We start from the raw sequence: 18,394 nt of genomic DNA, 5'->3' as shown, positions 1-18,394 counted from the left end.
AGTGGGTACGTAACTGGGTGTGAGCTCAGGGATCCAGTCGGCGTTGCTGATAAATCCAGTCTACAATTTCGCCGTCCGGGGCGTAACCGCTGACAGTGTCGCGCAGCAACAAGCGGACACGAACGTAATCGTCCTGATCTACGGCCGATAACAACTCGGCCAACCTGACTTTCAATATCTCCCATGGGAGATGATCCTCATTGGCACTCATGATCATAGGGTGTCGAGTGGCGACCACGTTGTCACCGATGAGTAACTCTTCATAAAGTTTTTCGCCGGGACGTAAGCCGGTAAATTCAATCGCAATGTCACCGTGGATGTTTTTGTCCGAGCGTATGCTCAGACCGGACAGATGAATCATCTTTTCTGCCAGTTCGACGATTTTTACCGGTTCCCCCATGTCCAGTACAAATACATCCCCCCCCTGCCCCATAGAGCCTGCCTGGATAACCAACTGTGCGGCCTCAGGGATCGTCATGAAGTATCGAGTGATTTTCGGGTGGGTGACCGTGAGAGGACCACCAGATTTGATTTGCCTATGAAATAGCGGAATAACCGAGCCTGAGGACCCTAAAACATTACCAAAGCGGACCATTGTAAATCGGGTTTTATTCACACGTGAAATATTGGACCTATCCCCAAACAACACAGGAGCCAACTCACGGCTTAGAGCCTGCAGGGTTAGCTCGGCCAAACGCTTGGTACTACCCATCACATTAGTTGGACGTACAGCCTTGTCCGTGGAAATCAAAACGAAATTGGCAACACCTGCCTGCAGTGCAGCTTGTGCAGTATTAAGTGTACCAATAACGTTATTCAAAACACCTTCGGCGATATTGTGTTCGACCATCGGAACATGTTTATAAGCTGCAGCATGGTAGACTGTATCTACGTGCCAAGTTCTCATCACATCAAGGAGTTTTGACTGATTGCGTACAGACCCTAAAATCGGAAGTAGTTTCACAGGTAGCGATTCACGACTAATGCGCTGCTCAAGCTCAGAAAGAATACTGTAAAGATTGAATTCACTATGTTCGAACAGCAACAGAGTCGTCGGGCGGAGCGTCAAAATTTGTCGGCACAACTCAGAGCCGATGGAGCCACCAGCCCCCGTAACCAGAACGCTCTGGGCCTTGATGCAATGTTCCAATAATTCCTCTTGAGCAGGTACGGCATCACGACCCAACAAATCAGCGATATCAACCTCTTGGATATCGTCCACTTTGACCCGACCACTCGCCAGATCCATAAAGCCAGGAACACTGCGTACATGAAGCGGAAAACCTTCAAGGAAACCAAGAATCTCACGTCGGCGCGCACGATTAGATGAAGGAATAGCGAGCAGAATTTCTTGCGCCCCTGTGACGTCAATCATCCGTTGAATATGTTTTGGTTTATAGACTTGAAGCCCAGAAATAACGCGATCACTGATGCTGACATCATCGTCGATAAACGCTACAGGCCTCATGACCCGCCCCATTCTGAGAGCAGCTACTAATTGGTTTCCCGCGGCACCCGCACCATAAATGGCTACTCGAGGTAAACCGTCTTCTCGACTCGTAAACGGAACGTGTTGAGTTGCGGCAAACCAGTCACCCAAGAAATACTGGCGCATTCCCAATCTCAAGCCACCCACCATAATAAGACTGAGCCACCAGTAGTTGAAAATAATAGAACGAGGAATAACATGTTGATGATTGCTATACCAGTATACGACCACCCCTAAAATCAGCGCTGACAGACTGACTGCCTTAATAATGGCGATGAGCGCATCATTCCCGAAATAACGCATAACTGCGCGGTACATACCGAAACGTATGAACAAAGGTATTGCAACCACAGGCGCAGCTAGAAACAACCAGAGATGATCGAAGAAGGGATTGATCATTTCGTCAACGCCGAGTCGAACGACGAATGCCAGCCAAAGCGCACACCAGACCACCAATACATCAGTAGCGACCTGGATCAGTCTTTTTTTCCGGCGCGGCAGTCCAACCAGATATGTCCGAACCCTTTCCATAAACCCTTCGTCCACCTCAAACCGCTCCTGTAATTGACGCATCATTTTTCATAGTACGGCTCCGTACCGCATTCTAGCTTGGCAAATTTTCACCGCATTACGTGCAGGCGCTAGGGAAGCCTTACCACTGCCATGACCCGTTGAATGACGGCCATTGAGTCGTACGACAGCGTCAGTTCATCAATTAACATGCCTTGGCCATAACTTCAGCCAGCACTTCACATGTCTTACTAATTTCAGCCTCAGTAAGTGTTGGATGCACCAAAAACATGAGACTGGATTCGCCAAGCTCTCGAGCAACAGGCAGTCGTACTTGCGGCCGCCAGCCGGTTTGGTCAAACGCTTTTTCCAAATAGACCTCAGAACATGAGCCTGAAAAACAAGGCACACCAAGTGCGTTGATCTCATTCAGAATGCGGTCGCGCGACCAACCTTCATTTAGCGCGGATGATTCGACGAATATGTAGCACTTGTAGGCCGCGTGTTTGATTTCCATAGGCACGTCAGGAACGCGCAAACCAGAAAAAGCTCGGGCAGCATCCCAAATACGCTCAGCATTTTCCTGTCGCGCAGCGCTCCAACTAGCCATCCGTTCCAACTGGATACGCCCGATCACTCCCTGTACCTCCATCATTCTCCAGTTAGTACCGAAGCTTTCATGAAGCCATCGGAAGCCAGAAGGATGCTCGCGCTCATAGACCGCCGGCCAGGATTTACCGTGATCCTTGAAAGACCACATGCGCGACCACAACTCTGGGTCACTGGTCGTGACCATCCCTCCTTCCCCGCCAGTCGTCATGATTTTGTCCTGGCAGAACGACCAGGCGCCAATATGACCGATTGAACCTACTGAACGTTTTTTGTATTGAGCCCCATGCGCCTGAGCGCAGTCTTCGATGACCTTGAGATCGTGCTTCTCGGCTAAGGCCATGATTGGATCCATATCGCAAGGCCAGCCGGCAAGATGCACACAGATGATCGCTCTCGAGCGAGGTGTGAGCACGGAGCGAATCGTCTCGGCCGTGATGTTTTGGGTATCCCGATCCACCTCGGCGAAAACCGGAATCGCACCAGCATTAACAATACTCGATACAGAGGCAAGAAAAGTCCGGGGGGTAACAATCACCTCGTCACCTTTCCCAATACCCAACGCCAACAGGGCTACATCTAACGCTAGCGTGCCATTAGCTAGGGCAACCGCATGCGTAGAGCCAACCCAGGATGCGAAGCTCTTTTCGAACAATCGGCATTCCTGTCCTGTCCAATAGTTGACTTTGTTGGACAAAATCACATCTCGGACCGCATCAGCCTCCTGAAAGGTAAAACTTGGCCAAGGTGAAAAAGGTGTATTAAGCATAAAGCCCCTATTGAAATAACTCTTTCAGTTAGCGTACCAGCCCTTATGACCCCATGGTAAATTACCCACCACAGGCTATACGATCAGCTAGAACGCTAATGTTCCAAAAAATAAGTCACTTTGCATCAAATTTGCAAAGTCCTACGTTCAAAAACAATACGAAAAGCGCAAATCTAGTCTGCCTACCTTGCTCCCTTAGCTTCTCTGGGAAAGCTCACTTCACGTAGAAATACTGTGCAGGTCACGCACAAACCCGCCCCCTACTTGTGAGCATGCCTTCCCAGCCCCCCAATGAATGGACACAAACACCCCCCTCTCGAAGGCATCAGAGAATGACCTAAGCAGAATACCCTCTATCGGCCTGAACCAAGGCAGGGGGAACGCCTTGATTTGTAACGCAAGCAGAATATTTTCCTCAATGCCTTCTGTGCAGTCCACCTTCAGGCTCTAAATTCCGGCATTTTTCAAGGTAGTTATCGCATCAACCGTCTAACTATGCCGCTCTTTTCTCGACCTGTTGCTCTCGCTCTGGATTCAACAGCACGGTGGCGATTGGCTCCCGGTTACGCGTTCGACCCGACCACCGTTCCGGCTTTTTGCTCTTTGGCTCGTTCGTACAACTCATATCGCCGTGCGAAGACCTGATGGTCCAGCCCTTGATGTCGTTCAGCCGGTGTGAAGAACCGGATTCGGCCATGCCGGTACTTGTTATCGTACCAGCGCATGAAACCCCTCACCCAAACGCGTGCGGCGTCCAGACCGGCGAAACCATCAGTTGCCTTTGCGGGTAGCATTTCAGTTTTCTAAACTGCGACTCCGAGACAGGAATCGCATTTGTCGAGCATGCACCAGCGCTTGCTGGCTCCTTACCAGAGACTACCGAAACCGCTGTACTAGCCAATGAATTTTTTTGGTGATGCTGGTGGCTCATAGGGGCACCCGGCCAATCGATCATAAGCCAACTGACACGCCCGGCGGTAGCTTGTAGAATCCGCCGCCATACTCCTGGTTGCGCTATCACGCAGGATGCCTTTGGAAGACGAGGCACAACCGACTTGCCCCTTTGCATAAGGCAAAGCTGAGTGTGATAAAAAATGAATGAATGATTAAGAGGCTATGCAGTGTTGAGAAGTACGCGCTTTTGCTTGAAGTTCTTTACCGTGGCATATGCTGTCGCCATCCCCCAAGGAGTCTTTGCAGACGCCGCTACGAATGACTCGTCTGAACGGATAGAGAAGCGTTGGACATCCTCGCCAGTTGACCATTGGCAAACGTACTCCCAAAGCGGATCTAATGGAATTCACAAATTTATTGAAAGCGAACACAGCTATAAAATAAAAAAAATCAGCCCACCCTCGAAAAAATTTCGAACTGGTTATGCCTTCGTTCACAAGGGATCGCTATATTTTGAAGATCGAGGAAATCATATCAGCTACAAAAAAAACTGGCTCGGCGGTTATACAACTGTAAATTTTTCGGCCGACAGTGACTATAGCGCTCTCGGATACAACTTTGAGGCCGACTCTTACTCTGGTTTCATTTCAGCATGCCCACTATCAAATGACAGCGAATGTAAAATATTCAGCTTCCAGCCAGGCACTTTTCCTTATGTCTATGCCAAAAAGGAAGGCGCCGTCCTGTCTATCACAAACTACGGGGATGCATTACTTTTCAAAGACGGCGAGTGGTGCCGAATGTCAATGCATAACGATATTTATTCGTGTGCCAATCCAGAGCAAACTCAATTAACCGCGCCTAGAGCGATACAATTCTACAGTTCAATAAACTACCAAGGAAAGGTCTTACTAGGAGAATGGCCGACGGGCCGTCTGTATGAGTTTGATGGGACCGAGCTAAAACCGTCTAGCATGACGCCTCCGAAAATTGCAGAACTGGCTAATCAACGTTTGGGCTATGAAGCACAGACGATGGCAGAGTATTGCGGTGATTTGTTTGTCGGGTACTGGCCGAAGGGTGAAGTCTGGCGATACGATCACACAGCAAGAGTATGGAAATTCTTCAATAGGTTCTTCAGCAACGTAGAAGGTGAGACTTTCATCCCTTACTCAGATAGGGAGGTCGACGGCCTGGACTCATCGTTCTTCGGCCAACGGGTCACCGCCATGGTTCCGTTTGAAGGCGCTCTGTATGTAACCACTTCAAATCTGAGGACTTGGACATCGTCGGATTCAGCGCCAGAAACAATAGCCCCATCCAAAGTAGCTGAATACGGGGCCATCTATAAAGTCACCAAACCTGGTTGCACAACAAATTATAGTTATGCAAAAAATTATAATTAACATCAGACGGTCGCCATCCCTCACCATCATGTGGTAGCGCTGGACCGGATAAACTGCATGGGCGAAGTCTCCGCGCAGCGCTTAAAGCGAACGTGGGCGCCGGGTAACCCGGCGCCATAACTAGCGGGCAACGCTAGAACTTAATCAATATAGAAAACTGCGCATTGTCGGATACTACCGTACGCATCTCTGACCTGAAGGTTTCCACAAAAGAACCAGCTACGGAAGCTGCATGATGAATATCTCTGCCGAAAACACTCTCGTAGTTTTGATCGACGGATTTTTAAGCGCAGTCAGCATGAGTTTCCGTAAAGGCTGAACACTTTCAGCGCAGAAAGGTAAGCGCTCCATAAACCTCACGTTTAAAGCGCTTAGTTGGTCCCAGATGCTGTGCTCCCGACTTCTTTCTGGAGCCCCACCACCATGATGGGACCCGATGCCAAAGTCGAAAAAGTGTATCTGTGCCCCAAGCCGATCAACTTCCGAAAATCCATCAATGGCCTCGCGGCTCTGGTCGAACGTAAGCGCTCCATGAACCCCACATTTTAAAGGTGGGATCTATGGCTATCTTGGAATTTGCGGCGTGCAGTTCCACGGCAGCAAGGCCTCGAAGTCTTCTACGATCAAGGCTTGTGGCAGGCGCTCAAGTGCGTGGCGCAGCCACGCATAGGGCTCCTGGCCGTTGGCTTTAGCCGTCTCGACCAAACTGTAAAGTTGAGCACTGGCCGCTGCGCCTTTGGGTGTGTCGCTGAACAGCCAGTTCTTACGCCCGATAACGAAGGGCCTGATCGCACGCTCGGCGGCGTTGTTGTCGATCGGCAAGTAACCGGCTTCGGTGTAGCGAACCAACTTGATCCAGTTGCTGGCCAGGTAGCTGATGGCTTTGCCCAGTGCATTTTGCGCCGTCACTTGTGGCTGGGTTTTCTCCAGCCATGCTTGCAACTGCGCCAACACCGGCAGGCTGCTTTGCTGGCGGCTTTCGTAGCGATGTTCATCGCCGACTTCTTTTAAATCTCGCTCGATACCGTAAAGCTTGTTGATCAGATTCAGGGCGATATCAGCACGCCCGGTTTTGCCTTTAGGCTGCACCTTTTGCGCCTCAACAAACTTGCGTCGCGCATGTGCCCAACAGCCTAAACGTTCGACACCGGATTGCGCGCCCAAGGCGTTATAACCAGCGTAATCATCGGTCATCAGGTAGCCGCGATAACCTTCGAGCAGGCGCGATGGAACCTCCTGCGCCCGGCTGGTCGAGTAGTCAAAAAGGATGACAGGCTGATCCGGCGGCCCGCCGGTTTGCACCCACATCCAGGATTGACTGGTCGGCTCTCGATCAGGCTCTTTCAGCACCTGCACGCGCGTTTCGTCGCAGTGGATGACGCGACTTTCCAGCAGTCGATCACGCATCAAGTTGAGCAAGGGTTGCAGGTGTTCGCCGCACTGGATAACCCAGCGTGCCAAGGTTTGTCGTGGAATATCGACGCCGTGGCGACCGAGTACTTTTTCGAAGCGATGCAGGGGCAGGCCATCGACGTATTTGGTCGTCAGCAACATCGCCAAAACGCTGGGGTTAGCCATGCTCTTTTCGATCAGCTGCGCCGGTTTGTCGGCGGTGACCAGCGCGGTTTCACAGCTACGGCAGGCGTAGACCTTGCGCACATGTTTGATCACGCGGATTTGCATCGGCACGATCTCGAGCTGCTCGCTGATTTCCTCGCCAATACTGTGTTTACGGCAACCGCAGGCACAGGTCAGCTCGTGATCGGGCAGTTCGTGAATGACTTCGATACGTGGAAGATCGGCGGGCAGAGGCTTGCGCTTGCCTCGTCGTTTGCTCGGCGCTACGACCTCTTCTTCAACCGTTTCGTCGACAGACTCGGCCACGCTTTCAGCTTCGTTGAACAAGGCCATTTGCGGGGTCGCGGGATCGGCTGTCTGCTCTGACTTGCACCCGAAAAGGTGCTGACGCAACAGCGCGTTTTCTTCTTCAAGATGAACGATCTTGCCCTTATCCGACTCGCGCTCACTCAGCATTTGCTCAAGCAGTTGCTTGAGCAAAACAGGGTCGTCAGGAAGGTCTTTGGGCATGGAAATCATGCCGTGGATTATACCGAATCAGGCGACGAATCGAGGCGTCAAAACTTGATGCGGCCGGTTGCGCCACAAATCAAAACCGTCCAATAACCAGTTGAGCTCTTGAACCGTCAGCACGATGGCTTCATCCGAACAATCCGGCGACGTTTTGAAACGCTCGGACTCCAGGCGCTTCAGCCAAAGGCAAAAGCCGTTGCGTTCCCAATACAAAATCTTCACTCGGTTTCGAGGCTTGTTGAGGAAGACGAAAAGCACCGGATCAAACACCGCGACCTTGATGTCCAGTTCGACCAGAGCGGCGAGGCCGTCGATGGATTTTCGGAAGTCGACGGGCTTGGGGTACAGATAGACTTTTTCGACTTTTGCGTCGGGACGCATCATGAGGTGCTGGCTCCGGAAAGAAATCGGGAGCACAGCATCAGGCATCAAATCGTGGCTTTGAATGTGGGGTTCGTGGAGCGCTTACCGTGGAACTGCACGCCAGAGATACGACGGTAATCATCAAACCCGCATCTTAAAAAGTGGGGTTTATGGATCGCTACATTGCTTATCTCTTTTCGCTACCACGAAAACGAGACATGGTCGCCTCACCTTCAGCACTGATACCGTCGCGGACAAACACTTTCTTCACCGTCATAATGATGATCTTTGCATCTAGCCAGATACTGTGGTTATCAACATACCACACGTCCCGTTCGAACTTGGCCTCCCAGCTCAAAGAGTTGCGTCCATTCACTTGTGCCCAACCGGTAATCCCCGGACGAACATCATGACGGCGAGCCTGTTCAGCTGTATATAAAGGAAGATATTCAGTTAACAGCGGCCGAGGCCCTACGAGGCTCATATCGCCCTTGATAACGCTCCACAAACCAGGCAGTTCGTCCAGGCTACTGGAGCGAAGGAATTGGCCAAATGGTGTCATCCGTTCTGAGTCAGGTAACGGGTTGCCCTGTGAATCAACCGCGTCCCGCATCGTACGAAACTTGACAAGCTCAAATGGCTTCCCATGTAAGCCTGGCCGGACTTGGCGAAAAATAACCGGTGTTCCAAGTTTCTTGCGAACTGCCCATGCTGTCCACACCATGACCGGCCATAAGACCGATAGTGCAAGAATGGATAGCAGGACATCAAAGAACCGCTTCATGAATGGTGTCCCTCGAATATCACATCCATGTAGTCCTTGGCTAACTTAGGATAATTTCGTCTATCCAACAGCCACTGCCGCCCGCGCATACCCATCTCTTCACGCTCAATGGGGGTTCGGGATTTCATCTCTAGAATACAAGTTACCAAACTTTCTACATCACCTGCCGGAACATAAACACCACAGTCCGCCTCATTGATCATAGAAGGGTAGCCACTGTATGAAGCAACAACCGGCTTACCCGCAAGCATGTAATCGATTACTTTATTCAAAGATTGTCCGTAATCCCAGACCTTTGAAGGGTAGACCGAAAAATACAGTATGTCGGCGTTAACCAACACAGCCTGTACTCTATCCCTGGAAACTTTTGGAGCAAAAACCAGGTTCGATAAATGCCCATACGTTTTTTGAAACTGTTCTTTAAGAGCTCCGTCCCCGACCATCACGAACTCTATGTCGCCATGATCTTTGAGCGCTTCAGCAGCCTCAAAAAAAGGCTCAAGCGCATTGGTGATCCCAATAGTACCCGCATGGACAATTCTGAATTTTGGCACCGAGAAAAACGTACTCTGGTAGTCATCAGTCAATGTCTTGGTTTGACTAAGGTGATCCTCACTCACTCCCATCGGAATACAAAATACCGGACGCTCGTGCCCGATCTCGTTCTTCACATGTTCAGCGAGATTGGGCATAGTACCGATAATAGCGTCTGACTTTTTATAAGCCATTTTTTCAAGAAAGGATAAGCCTCTGACAAAAATATTATCTTTACTGAATCCTCCCTCTTCAATGATGGTGAGCGGCCAAATATCGCGGACCTCAAACACCAATCGACACTTGTATTTCCGCCGAAGCAACAACCCATTAAGTATCGTGAAAAGCGACAAACTGGAGACAACGATAACATCAGGACGTGGAAGTCTTTTTTTATCCAGAAGTAGAATATTCCATTCGAAGTGAAGCCAACTCAAAATCCTGCGAGATGATTTGGCAACGGAATACTTCAAGGTTTTAAGCCAAACAATTTTCACGCCAGATACTTCCTGCGTGGTCACCCGTCGGGACAACTCGGGAACGTCGACCAAATTGTTCGAGTCAGACGTAATGACTACAGCCTCACAACCGGCCTTCTGCATTTCTTCAACCAGAAACCAGCCGCGCCCCCCCGGACTGCTGGCGGTTTTCGGAGAGAAATACTTTGTGATGTACCAGAATGTCTTATTCATCAAAATCAGGCCGACTTAAAATTTGTACAGTTTTGGTATAGAGTTTATAGTTTTTATAACATCACTAAAATCCATACCTAAAGCATCAAGGTACCAGCGTATATTTTGATATCTTGGTTGATTTTCATCTCGTACAAGTTCAAGTGCTCGCTCACGCGTCATGACACCTTCACGAATCTGGTTACTGCGGAACGTATCATGTTCAGAGAAACCCGCAACTGTGTAGTAAATATAATTATAGAACGCCGCCGTGCCATCACCGATGCGCCAGGTAGTGCTGGTATCGACAGCCGTCTCCCAATCGTATTCACCAATCAATGTGTCATCGATGGTTTTCTCATCCCAGCTCCAGTAATCAAAGATATGATAGTAATCTTTTTTTTCGGTAAAACTTCTGTAATATTCACCGGACAACGTATCCCAGAGGGACGAATTAAAGTAGCCAGGGCTCTTCAACATAGCCTTGAAGCGCAGGCTCTGGTACTCAACCTGCTTTTGCCAACCATGCATGTAAACACGCTTTTCCTCAAAGTCAGGCGGTATACCCAGAAAGCCTGCTTTGAAGTGTGTAACTTCCAATGGATTCACACCCCACAAGTTCAAACCAACACCTGTTTGACGCTTAACGGTCTCCACATGACGGAAAAAGTGTTTGTCACCTGCGGTCAGAATACTAATCATCCCGAGGTGCGGAGATTTCAGCCAAGCCTTCAAGTTGACTGCAATATTATTTCTCTTCTTGTCAATATCATCAGCAATGATAATATTTTCGACACCCAGCTCAGCACACATCCTACTGATATTGCGGCGCCCCAAATCCGTGACCATTCCCCAATCATAGGTATACGTCACTGGATTCATGCCCAGCTCTTTAACTATCAAGTGCAAACCGTAACAACTATCGCGTCCTCCGGAAAAGGGCACAATACAATCCAGTGCACCATTACGGCGATAAGGCGCTACCAGATCAAAGATTTCCTGCTTCGGCTTAGGTACATTCCGAAGCTTGTAAGTGTTGCAATAATTACATACGCCAATCGCGTCAAATGTAATATAAGGCATGGTCTCCGGAAGAATGCATTTGGTGCAGCGCCGCAATTCGGGAGTGTTGAACTCTAGCAACTTCTCCTCGATCTGATTAAATTTAAACGGCGGAATCAGGTTGTGAACACGACGGTTATCATCAGACACCGTCAGTTTCGATGAGGTAGGGATATCAATTTCTACCGCATCCTCACGTACCTGCTTGATAGAGGTACAACCGATTTCAGCTAGCGGGAAGCGCTCGGACGAAAAACAGACATTTCCATTTGATTCGCCTACGTACAGACTGCCGTTGTTGGAAAAAATCAATGCCTTTCCACGCTCAGGCAAAAGGATTGCGCACGCAACCACGCCCTTACAAAGAGAAAGGACCGCAGCGGCAAGGCCGCTCAGATCGACATTATTAGCCAGGTATTGCTCGGTAATAGCGGCGATAACCTCACTGTCGATTTCCAACTTGCGCTCGGGCGTGATCTGATCCCAGATTTCAGCATCATTCACAATGATACCGTTATGGAATACGCAGATATTTTCACGCACGACTGGCTGATTATCGGAAAGCCCATTAGTTATCAAGCGGCTATGGCCTACCACCAAGGTGGCATTTTTTACCGGATTTCGCTTCAAGAGTGAGACAACATCGTAGTCGGCTCTTGTAGCTTTATAGGTGGACGAGTCCCACATCAAAAAACCACTTGAATCTCTACCACGTTGCATCGCATGCCGAGCCAAAAAAGCCAAATCCTTTTCGACCACGGCGGATGAAGAAACAATACCAAATATCCCGCACATAGTTTAAACCCTATAAAATCATGATGCTGATCGGAGATATTCAGCCCCATCAGCGCTCTACCAACGCGACGCCCCTAACCATAAATAATGGCAAGGCGCAATCTAAATTCAACCCCTCCAAGGCGCTCAATGGAGGGCAGCACTTATCTACCGAGTGCTTTGTAATAATTGAGCAATTTCCGCTCTTCTATCTGCCAATTATACTTGTTTTTTATAGCTAGCTGACCATTGCTTCCCATTATTCGCGCCTGCTCAGGATTCTCGCATAAGAAATCAATTGCACGTGCGATGGACTGACTATCAAGAGGATCAACACACAGGCCACATTCACTCTCGATCACAACACTACGCCACAACGGAAAATCTGAAGCAATGACGGGTACGCCCGCACTCATATACTCGAACATCTTAACCGGCAGCGCATCAATGTAATTGATGGTCGGATGAAGAGTGACCAGCCCTGCCAAAGAACGCTGCAAGACGTCTCTAATGCCCTCTCTATCCAGATAACCTAAAGCGTCCACCTTCTTCCAAGCGAGCATGCCTTGAGCCTGCGACTCGACAGCAGGCTCTGAAAACACACCGGCTAGCAAGAGTTTGACGTCATGCGCGCTACGCCCCACCGCGTCGATAATCTCCAAGATCCCGCGATTCTTCGAAATACCGCCGACATAACAAACATTGGGACTGAGACTTTGTTGCGCTGGCGCGCCATCGGTCAATTCACCCAAGATAGGAAAATTATTGATATCAACAACATTCGAGTTAATTCTTAAAAACTTATCTCTGATGAAAGGCGTTGCCGCTATGACCCCGGTAAATTTTGACAAGACAATATGTTCGTACAAGTAAAATACGCGGGAAAGCACATGTCTAACCACAACGTTCATGTAAGATTTAGCTAAAATTTGCTTTGGCAGATCTTCGTGTGCATCGAAAATTACTTTTTTATTACGACGCAGCAGCTTTCTGCCAACCGGGATCAGCTCTGGATCATGGATATGGTAAATATCGGCATCCACCAAAATTGCTCGTTGGAACACCCTTCGAGTGGTAGCGTACATCCGATTCAGTCTGCCTCTGGACCTGCCAACATCATGAATATTGATTCCGTTTTTAACTTCCTCACCCATACCATCGGCCACAACTAGCGACACTTCATATCCGGCATTTTTCAAGGACGCACACTCCTTGAAGAAAATTCGACTATCAAAACGAGGATGCGCCGATGTCAGGTGACATACTTTCATGATAAAACTTCCGAACGTTGAATGTTAAAAACACGTGGCATCAGGAGTACACGCTAAATCGCCGCCCCGTTAAACGAGCAATCACTCTTTGTACAAGCTTCAGAGTTCGATATCGCCCATTCCAGGTGGAAAAATCAGTATGACTATGAATCGGAGCATTCATCAGGTCATCGAACTCGGCCCTAGAGATCCTCAATTTTTTGCAAAAATAAGCAATATCAAGCTCAAGCTCATCCAAGTCATATAGTGGATCCTCGAGCTTCTCTAGCGCCGTTTCTCTGCTCATCTGACCGGAAACTATCAGGCTAGCCAAGTGTGGGCGACGCTTATCGTAGCCAAATTTCTTGGGAAGATAATAATTCTGAAATAGCTTAGTAAACTGCGACTCGCCATGCTTACGGGCGTATGGCTTGTAGCCAACAGTATCCCTTAACTCTTGCAGCGCCTGTTCCTTATCGTATGGCATATAATTCAAGGGCCGCACAGTACGCATTTTTTTTATAAACGGGTACCAAATATAATACTGAAAAAAACTGATAGTCTTATAATTCTTAAGCTTGCGGGTACCGAATTTCTTATGAATTGCCTTCAGATTAATGGCATCCATTGCAGTCCCGTGCCACGACTCTGGAAAAACCCCTTCCGTCGCTAGATTTCCGCCAGACATCATGCAGTTAATACCATTCTTTATGGCGAAGTGATAAAGACTCGAGAAAAATATGTGATCTTGAGGAACGTCTTGGTTAGAGATGCCGGCTCTCATGTACGCAAGATGTAAATCACGCATTTCCTCCCAATCGACCACATGCGTGTGAAGATCATAATCGCAATGCTTGACGATGGATTCAATGTTCGCAACCGCCAGCTCACTGTTCCATCCAGCATCTACATGAACCACCAGCGGACGGAGCCCCCAGTCCTTCACCTTTATCGCCAAGTAAGAACTATCAACGCCGCCACTTAACCCCAGGACACAGTCATACTCCTTCCCCTTTCCGGCCTGTTTTATCTCTTCAATAATTTGCGCCCACTTCGCAGCCCCGGCCTCATTAGGAAACCAACTGCTCTTAGAAACCAGATCGAACTTCAAACAGTGATTACAGACACCTTCCTCATTAAAGGTAATCTCCTTATCAGAGGTATCCATTACACACTTGGTGCAGATCCTATATGTGTCATTTTGCAGCATAAGTACTGTCCACATTTCGTTTAGAGAAGATCAAGAGCGCCATCAACATACCTATTCCAGATGATAGCAACGCGGTTGTAGCGGCCTGCTCAACGACTAAGATGGCATAAGAGAAGCCAAGACATATAAAGCTAGGATTATTTTTCAATAGAAATGCAGAATCCAATATAAGAAAAACAACGCCTACCATCACGATTGTCAGAAAATAGTACGGCAGCCCTCCTGCCCCTAAACTATAGACAAATGCATTGGTATTGGCATTAAGACCTTCCATACCTAGAAAATTTTCGCCTACAAGAAGGCTGACGGGCTTATCCTCAATCGCTCCACCCAACAGCGTCCAGGAGGTATGGTCTGAACTCATAAATTCAAAAAAAGATGACATCACCCATGGTGGAACGGTAAACGACCTACGAATGAAATAGTCGGCTACATAAGAGTAGCCATTCAGGCTGTATTCAATAATAAATATGCAAAACGCCCCAACCACAAGCCAATATACATATTTTATAAAAAAAACTATCTTCGCCTTGTTTGCCGCCACTCCCAGAAGAGCAGCCACACCGATAGCTAACAGAGGCGCCTTAACTCCCAACAAGTAAAAAAATGTCAACCAGCACAACATTGGCACTATCATTAGCCAGTGTTTTTTCTTCCAGCATGCCCAGAAAGCAATAAAAGGCGAAACCCCATTAATGATTGCAGAACTGATATAGGAAAAGAGAGAGCCTGAAATAAATATCTCCCGCCCCTCCAACCTGCGCTCATACACACTAGAGAAGTCAAAGCCTGCAGACGCGGTCGGGTTAGACAACGCAACGGCAATACCGACCGCGACAAGAGAACAAAGAATAAAGATCACACTACCTTGAGTTAGAATTCCAGGCACCCGGATGACTGGCATGCTAATGACCATTAGCTTGACGATCAAAAGAGGTAGCACCAATACCGAGAAAAGCATGAAAAACTCTTCAATCGCTACATTTCCGCGTACGGAACTTAACATCACATAAGGGAGTAAAACAAAAAAACCATATAGGAACGAAAAAAAATCAGACGGCCTGATAATTTTCTTAGGTAATAATACACCGAGCAAGACTACCCCGCACAGGACGCGGAACATGTAGGCCATATCCGCATCTATATGTGTATAGCCTATATATTCATTATCCTGCTGCAGCTGCAGGACGTACGAAATCATTATAAACAACCCAATGACTCCCAACACCATTGAGTTAATTACGCTTGCTTTGATCAAACGCCCATTGCCCATACTATAACTGAATGCTTTTAGGGTAATTGATTAGGACCGCGCGATGCTTACCGTGAAAAACAAACATACTACCCGCTGCTGCCCCCGAGACACGCCCTTCTCGAATGACACTCGCTAGATCTTCGATAGACCCTGCACCTCCACACGCGACCACGGGAACATTAACTCTACTGGTGGTACGCAAAATAGGGTTTAAGTCATAACCGCTCATCGTGCCGTCACGATCAATATTATTTATAAAAATTTCGCCGACGCCCTCGGATACCAAATGATCGATGTGCTCGTCCAAGCTGCACTTCACTTCGACCGTTGAAGACCTCACATAGAATTTATAGGTACCGAATATATTCCTCTTAATATCTACAGCACCAACAATCGCCTGGCTTCCAAATATATCCGCAGCCTCCCTTATAAGCCCTTTTGACTCAACCGATGCAGTGTTTATTACTACTTTTTCAATACCCAACCTGATCAACTGCCTGACTTGGGAAATAGTCCTAATGCCTCCCCCATATGCCAGAGGCATAAAGGCCTCCCCCGCTATCTCCTCAATCAACTGATAATTGGGCTCGACTTGATTTTTCGATGCATCGATATCAAGAACAACGATCTCATCCGCTTCCTTGTCACTAAAAATTCTGACAGCATTAACAGGATCGCCGATATACGTCGGATCCTTGAATTTTTTGGTTTTTACCAAGCCATTGCCGCTTATCAGCAAACAAGGAATTATGCGTGGGCGGTGCATTTATAGTCCTCGCGCAAAAGAATTTAAAAGGCGCTTGCCAAAGCGATGACTTTTTTCAGGATGAAACTGGACGCCGCATATATTCCCCTGTGCAACACCAGCCGCGAACTCTAGACCATACTTCGCAGTCAATATAACATTGCGTGGGTCGGCAGGTTGCATAAAATAGCTGTGCACGAAATAGAATCGGGCATCGTTCTCAATATCATCCGTCAAATAGTGTCGTACGCCAGCGGACGCAAATACGTCATTCCAACCCATGTGAGGTACGCGTAAACCTTCTATTTCGGGAAATTTTTTCACTTCCATATCGAGCCATCCAAGACCAGCTTCATTTCCTTCAGAGCTACTCTTGCCCAGCATCTGGGCGCCCACGCAGATCCCCAAGAGTGGAGTATGTTGCCCCAACACCTTGCCTTCCAACAGACCAATCAGACCACTGGCTTTTAAATTTTTCATGCAGGCATCAAACGAGCCATTACCAGGCAGAATGATTTTACTTGCCTTCTCAATTTCCTGCGCATCTGAGGTGATCAGCGATCGAATACCCAAACGCATCAGCATGTTCGATACAGCGGCCACATTGCCTATATCGTAATCGACAATAACAATCATCTTTTCTCACCCAAGCTGAAATGATACGACATGGCTATGTAAACGAAATACAAAGCAGCATATCCAGCACTGTAAATCTTCAACGCCGTCGCGTAATTCTGAAAGACGCTCAACGCGGTCACAGTCATCGCCAGTAGAGCCAACTGCCACATCAAATCAAGATTTTGCTTACCAGCGATGTAAACCATATAGCTCAGAGGACTGGCTATAAATGCCAACGCAAAGTAGGGCAACATCCAAGTAGCGATGGTTCCAGAGAAACGCCACTTCTCTCCAAAAAACACAACAAAAAGCGACTCACTCAAAAATAACATAGCTACGACAAATATTAATGAACCAACGGACAACACCTTAAGCGTGCGAATATACATATCGCTGCACTCTCCATATTGCCGATAGTGGGAAGCGGCATGCCGTTTGAAAACGTCCAGCACCGACTTCCCCAACAGGCCAAGCGGAGCGCCTAGAATCCGCAATGTCATGGCCAGCAACCCAGCCACCTCAGCCCCATATCGATGCGCCACAATGATAATGGGCAACTGCGCAGCTGCGGAATTTATCGCATCCGCAGGTAGCGAAAATTGTGGAAACCTACGCTGACGGGACCAGAACTCTTTGATTTTTTTTACTTTAGTTGCATCCTGACCAGGGACACGAAGCGGGATGAGCTTCATGGCGATGCCACAAGCAATCAGTCCGCCAAGAAAATAGCCAACACCGAGCGTTGTGGCGCTTGGCTGAATCCAGCCCAACCCAATTTGTAAAAGGGTGATCGCCGACGCGCTGCAGATTCTCATTCTCGAAAGCTGGCCATAATTGCCTTCTGCGGCCGCCCAAGATTGCCAAGTCTGGAGAACGCCAATAGTGAGGGCAGTAGGGACGGCACATAGTAGTAACGTAGTGGAAATACTCTGGGTGATTGCCGGGAACGCATATGACAGTACCAAAATCGCAAACATCAAACCGAAAGCGACCATAAGTGACGTGACCAGCACTGCATAGGCAGCATGACCTCGGGGTTCCCCGTCCTGCTCGATAGCCAGTGCGGTCTCAAACCTGCCGGTTACGAGTACGCCCAAAAAGACCACACCGCCCAACCACGAAGCAAAAACACCAAACTCACCGGGCGAATAGAGCCTCGCGATGACCAAAGCACCTAGAATGGGGATGATTTGGGCAATCGCCGACCCGGTCAGTACCGAGGCTATACTTCTCCAATAATCACTCTTTAAGATGAGCCTCATTAAAAAATATTCACTATTGTATGTGTTGGACAATTAAGATCTGTTTGAGGGCTGCGCCTTAATTCGACGTGTGTCAGGCAGTTTTTCATCCGCCACCA

14 protein-coding genes and 1 pseudogene are annotated in these 18,394 nt (G+C 48.4%); 1 reads left to right on the top strand and 14 read right to left on the bottom strand.

Going from position 1 to position 18,394, the window contains the following annotated elements:
• Nucleotides 1-25: 25 nt before the first annotated feature.
• From LQ249_RS09625 to LQ249_RS09615, 3 genes and pseudogenes are all read right to left on the bottom strand, one after another.
• On the bottom strand, nucleotides 26-2,020 hold the full coding sequence (locus LQ249_RS09625; RefSeq protein ID WP_232566602.1) for a polysaccharide biosynthesis protein: 1,995 nt from the start codon (nucleotides 2,018-2,020) through the stop codon (nucleotides 26-28).
• A 184-nt stretch (nucleotides 2,021-2,204) separates the two neighbouring features.
• Nucleotides 2,205-3,377 carry a DegT/DnrJ/EryC1/StrS family aminotransferase gene (locus tag LQ249_RS09620; protein WP_232566424.1) on the bottom strand — a complete coding sequence of 391 codons (1,173 nt, stop codon included), beginning with the start codon at nucleotides 3,375-3,377 and terminating at the stop codon, nucleotides 2,205-2,207.
• 493 nt (nucleotides 3,378-3,870) lie between these two features.
• Nucleotides 3,871-4,206: pseudogene (locus LQ249_RS09615) on the bottom strand (IS3 family transposase); the annotation flags it as partial.
• A gap of 316 nt (nucleotides 4,207-4,522) precedes the next feature.
• Between LQ249_RS09615 and LQ249_RS09610 the strand changes: the two are divergent.
• On the top strand, nucleotides 4,523-5,677 hold the full coding sequence (locus tag LQ249_RS09610) for a hypothetical protein (protein WP_134939660.1): 1,155 nt from the start codon (nucleotides 4,523-4,525) through the stop codon (nucleotides 5,675-5,677).
• A gap of 564 nt (nucleotides 5,678-6,241) precedes the next feature.
• On the opposite strand, the gene tnpC is transcribed toward LQ249_RS09610, so the two are convergent.
• The 11 genes from tnpC to LQ249_RS09555 all read right to left on the bottom strand — a co-directional run bounded on the left by tnpC (nucleotide 6,242) and on the right by LQ249_RS09555 (nucleotide 18,329).
• Nucleotides 6,242-7,774 carry an IS66 family transposase gene (tnpC, locus tag LQ249_RS09605; protein ID WP_232566423.1) on the bottom strand — a complete coding sequence of 511 codons (1,533 nt, stop codon included), beginning with the start codon at nucleotides 7,772-7,774 and terminating at the stop codon, nucleotides 6,242-6,244.
• Nucleotides 7,775-7,792: 18 nt separating this feature from the next.
• Nucleotides 7,793-8,152 carry an IS66 family insertion sequence element accessory protein TnpB gene (tnpB, locus tag LQ249_RS09600; RefSeq protein WP_019412232.1) on the bottom strand — a complete coding sequence of 120 codons (360 nt, stop codon included), beginning with the start codon at nucleotides 8,150-8,152 and terminating at the stop codon, nucleotides 7,793-7,795.
• Nucleotides 8,153-8,318: 166 nt separating this feature from the next.
• Nucleotides 8,319-8,915 carry a sugar transferase gene (locus tag LQ249_RS09595; RefSeq protein WP_134939661.1) on the bottom strand — a complete coding sequence of 199 codons (597 nt, stop codon included), beginning with the start codon at nucleotides 8,913-8,915 and terminating at the stop codon, nucleotides 8,319-8,321.
• The gene (locus LQ249_RS09590) at nucleotides 8,912-10,141 is read right to left on the bottom strand and encodes a glycosyltransferase family 4 protein (protein ID WP_232566422.1); all 1,230 of its coding nucleotides are present in this window, start codon (nucleotides 10,139-10,141) and stop codon (nucleotides 8,912-8,914) included. Before LQ249_RS09590 ends, LQ249_RS09595 begins: the two co-directional genes overlap by 4 nt.
• 15 nt (nucleotides 10,142-10,156) lie before the next feature.
• Nucleotides 10,157-11,977 (bottom strand): glucosamine 6-phosphate synthetase, encoded by a 1,821-nt coding sequence (locus tag LQ249_RS09585; protein ID WP_134939663.1) that lies wholly within the window; start codon nucleotides 11,975-11,977, stop codon nucleotides 10,157-10,159.
• Nucleotides 11,978-12,120: 143 nt separating this feature from the next.
• On the bottom strand, nucleotides 12,121-13,155 hold the full coding sequence (locus LQ249_RS09580; RefSeq protein WP_332840618.1) for a glycosyltransferase family 4 protein: 1,035 nt from the start codon (nucleotides 13,153-13,155) through the stop codon (nucleotides 12,121-12,123).
• A gap of 112 nt (nucleotides 13,156-13,267) precedes the next feature.
• The gene (locus LQ249_RS09575) at nucleotides 13,268-14,416 is read right to left on the bottom strand and encodes an N-acetyl sugar amidotransferase (RefSeq protein WP_134939665.1); all 1,149 of its coding nucleotides are present in this window, start codon (nucleotides 14,414-14,416) and stop codon (nucleotides 13,268-13,270) included.
• A complete protein-coding gene (locus tag LQ249_RS09570) occupies nucleotides 14,403-15,617 on the bottom strand; it encodes a hypothetical protein (RefSeq protein ID WP_232566420.1) in 1,215 nt (404 codons plus the stop codon). Before LQ249_RS09570 ends, LQ249_RS09575 begins: the two co-directional genes overlap by 14 nt.
• Nucleotides 15,618-15,690: 73 nt before the next feature.
• On the bottom strand, nucleotides 15,691-16,437 hold the full coding sequence (locus tag LQ249_RS09565; RefSeq protein ID WP_232566419.1) for an AglZ/HisF2 family acetamidino modification protein: 747 nt from the start codon (nucleotides 16,435-16,437) through the stop codon (nucleotides 15,691-15,693).
• Nucleotides 16,438-17,052: an imidazole glycerol phosphate synthase subunit HisH gene (gene hisH / locus LQ249_RS09560; RefSeq protein WP_134939668.1), complete on the bottom strand. Its 615-nt coding sequence runs from the start codon at nucleotides 17,050-17,052 to the stop codon at nucleotides 16,438-16,440.
• Nucleotides 17,049-18,329 (bottom strand): oligosaccharide flippase family protein, encoded by a 1,281-nt coding sequence (locus tag LQ249_RS09555; protein ID WP_232566418.1) that lies wholly within the window; start codon nucleotides 18,327-18,329, stop codon nucleotides 17,049-17,051. Before LQ249_RS09555 ends, hisH begins: the two co-directional genes overlap by 4 nt.
• Between the last annotated feature and the right edge of the window lie 65 nt (nucleotides 18,330-18,394).

Source organism: Pseudomonas sp. 7-41 (assembly GCF_021233075.1).
Classification (GTDB): Bacteria; Pseudomonadota; Gammaproteobacteria; order Pseudomonadales; family Pseudomonadaceae; genus Aquipseudomonas; species Aquipseudomonas veronii.
The sequence above is the reverse complement of the archived record's forward strand: the minus strand, read 5'-3'. Positions and strand labels throughout refer to the sequence as shown.

Bases quoted from the DNA above. Each gene is read 5' to 3' on its own strand.
- tnpB (WP_019412232.1), bottom strand. From the start codon at position 8,152: ATGATGCGTCCCGACGCAAAAGTCGAAAAAGTCTATCTGTACCCCAAG.
- LQ249_RS09625 (WP_232566602.1), bottom strand. From the start codon at position 2,020: ATGGAAAGGGTTCGGACATATCTGGTTGGACTGCCGCGCCGGAAAAAA.
- LQ249_RS09565 (WP_232566419.1), bottom strand. From the start codon at position 16,437: ATGCACCGCCCACGCATAATTCCTTGTTTGCTGATAAGCGGCAATGGC.
- LQ249_RS09620 (WP_232566424.1), bottom strand. From the start codon at position 3,377: ATGCTTAATACACCTTTTTCACCTTGGCCAAGTTTTACCTTTCAGGAG.
- LQ249_RS09590 (WP_232566422.1), bottom strand. From the start codon at position 10,141: ATGAATAAGACATTCTGGTACATCACAAAGTATTTCTCTCCGAAAACC.
- tnpC (WP_232566423.1), bottom strand. From the start codon at position 7,774: ATGATTTCCATGCCCAAAGACCTTCCTGACGACCCTGTTTTGCTCAAG.
- LQ249_RS09585 (WP_134939663.1), bottom strand. From the start codon at position 11,977: ATGTGCGGGATATTTGGTATTGTTTCTTCATCCGCCGTGGTCGAAAAG.
- LQ249_RS09570 (WP_232566420.1), bottom strand. From the start codon at position 15,617: ATGATTTCGTACGTCCTGCAGCTGCAGCAGGATAATGAATATATAGGC.
- LQ249_RS09575 (WP_134939665.1), bottom strand. From the start codon at position 14,416: ATGCTGCAAAATGACACATATAGGATCTGCACCAAGTGTGTAATGGAT.
- hisH (WP_134939668.1), bottom strand. From the start codon at position 17,052: ATGATTGTTATTGTCGATTACGATATAGGCAATGTGGCCGCTGTATCG.
- LQ249_RS09595 (WP_134939661.1), bottom strand. From the start codon at position 8,915: ATGAAGCGGTTCTTTGATGTCCTGCTATCCATTCTTGCACTATCGGTC.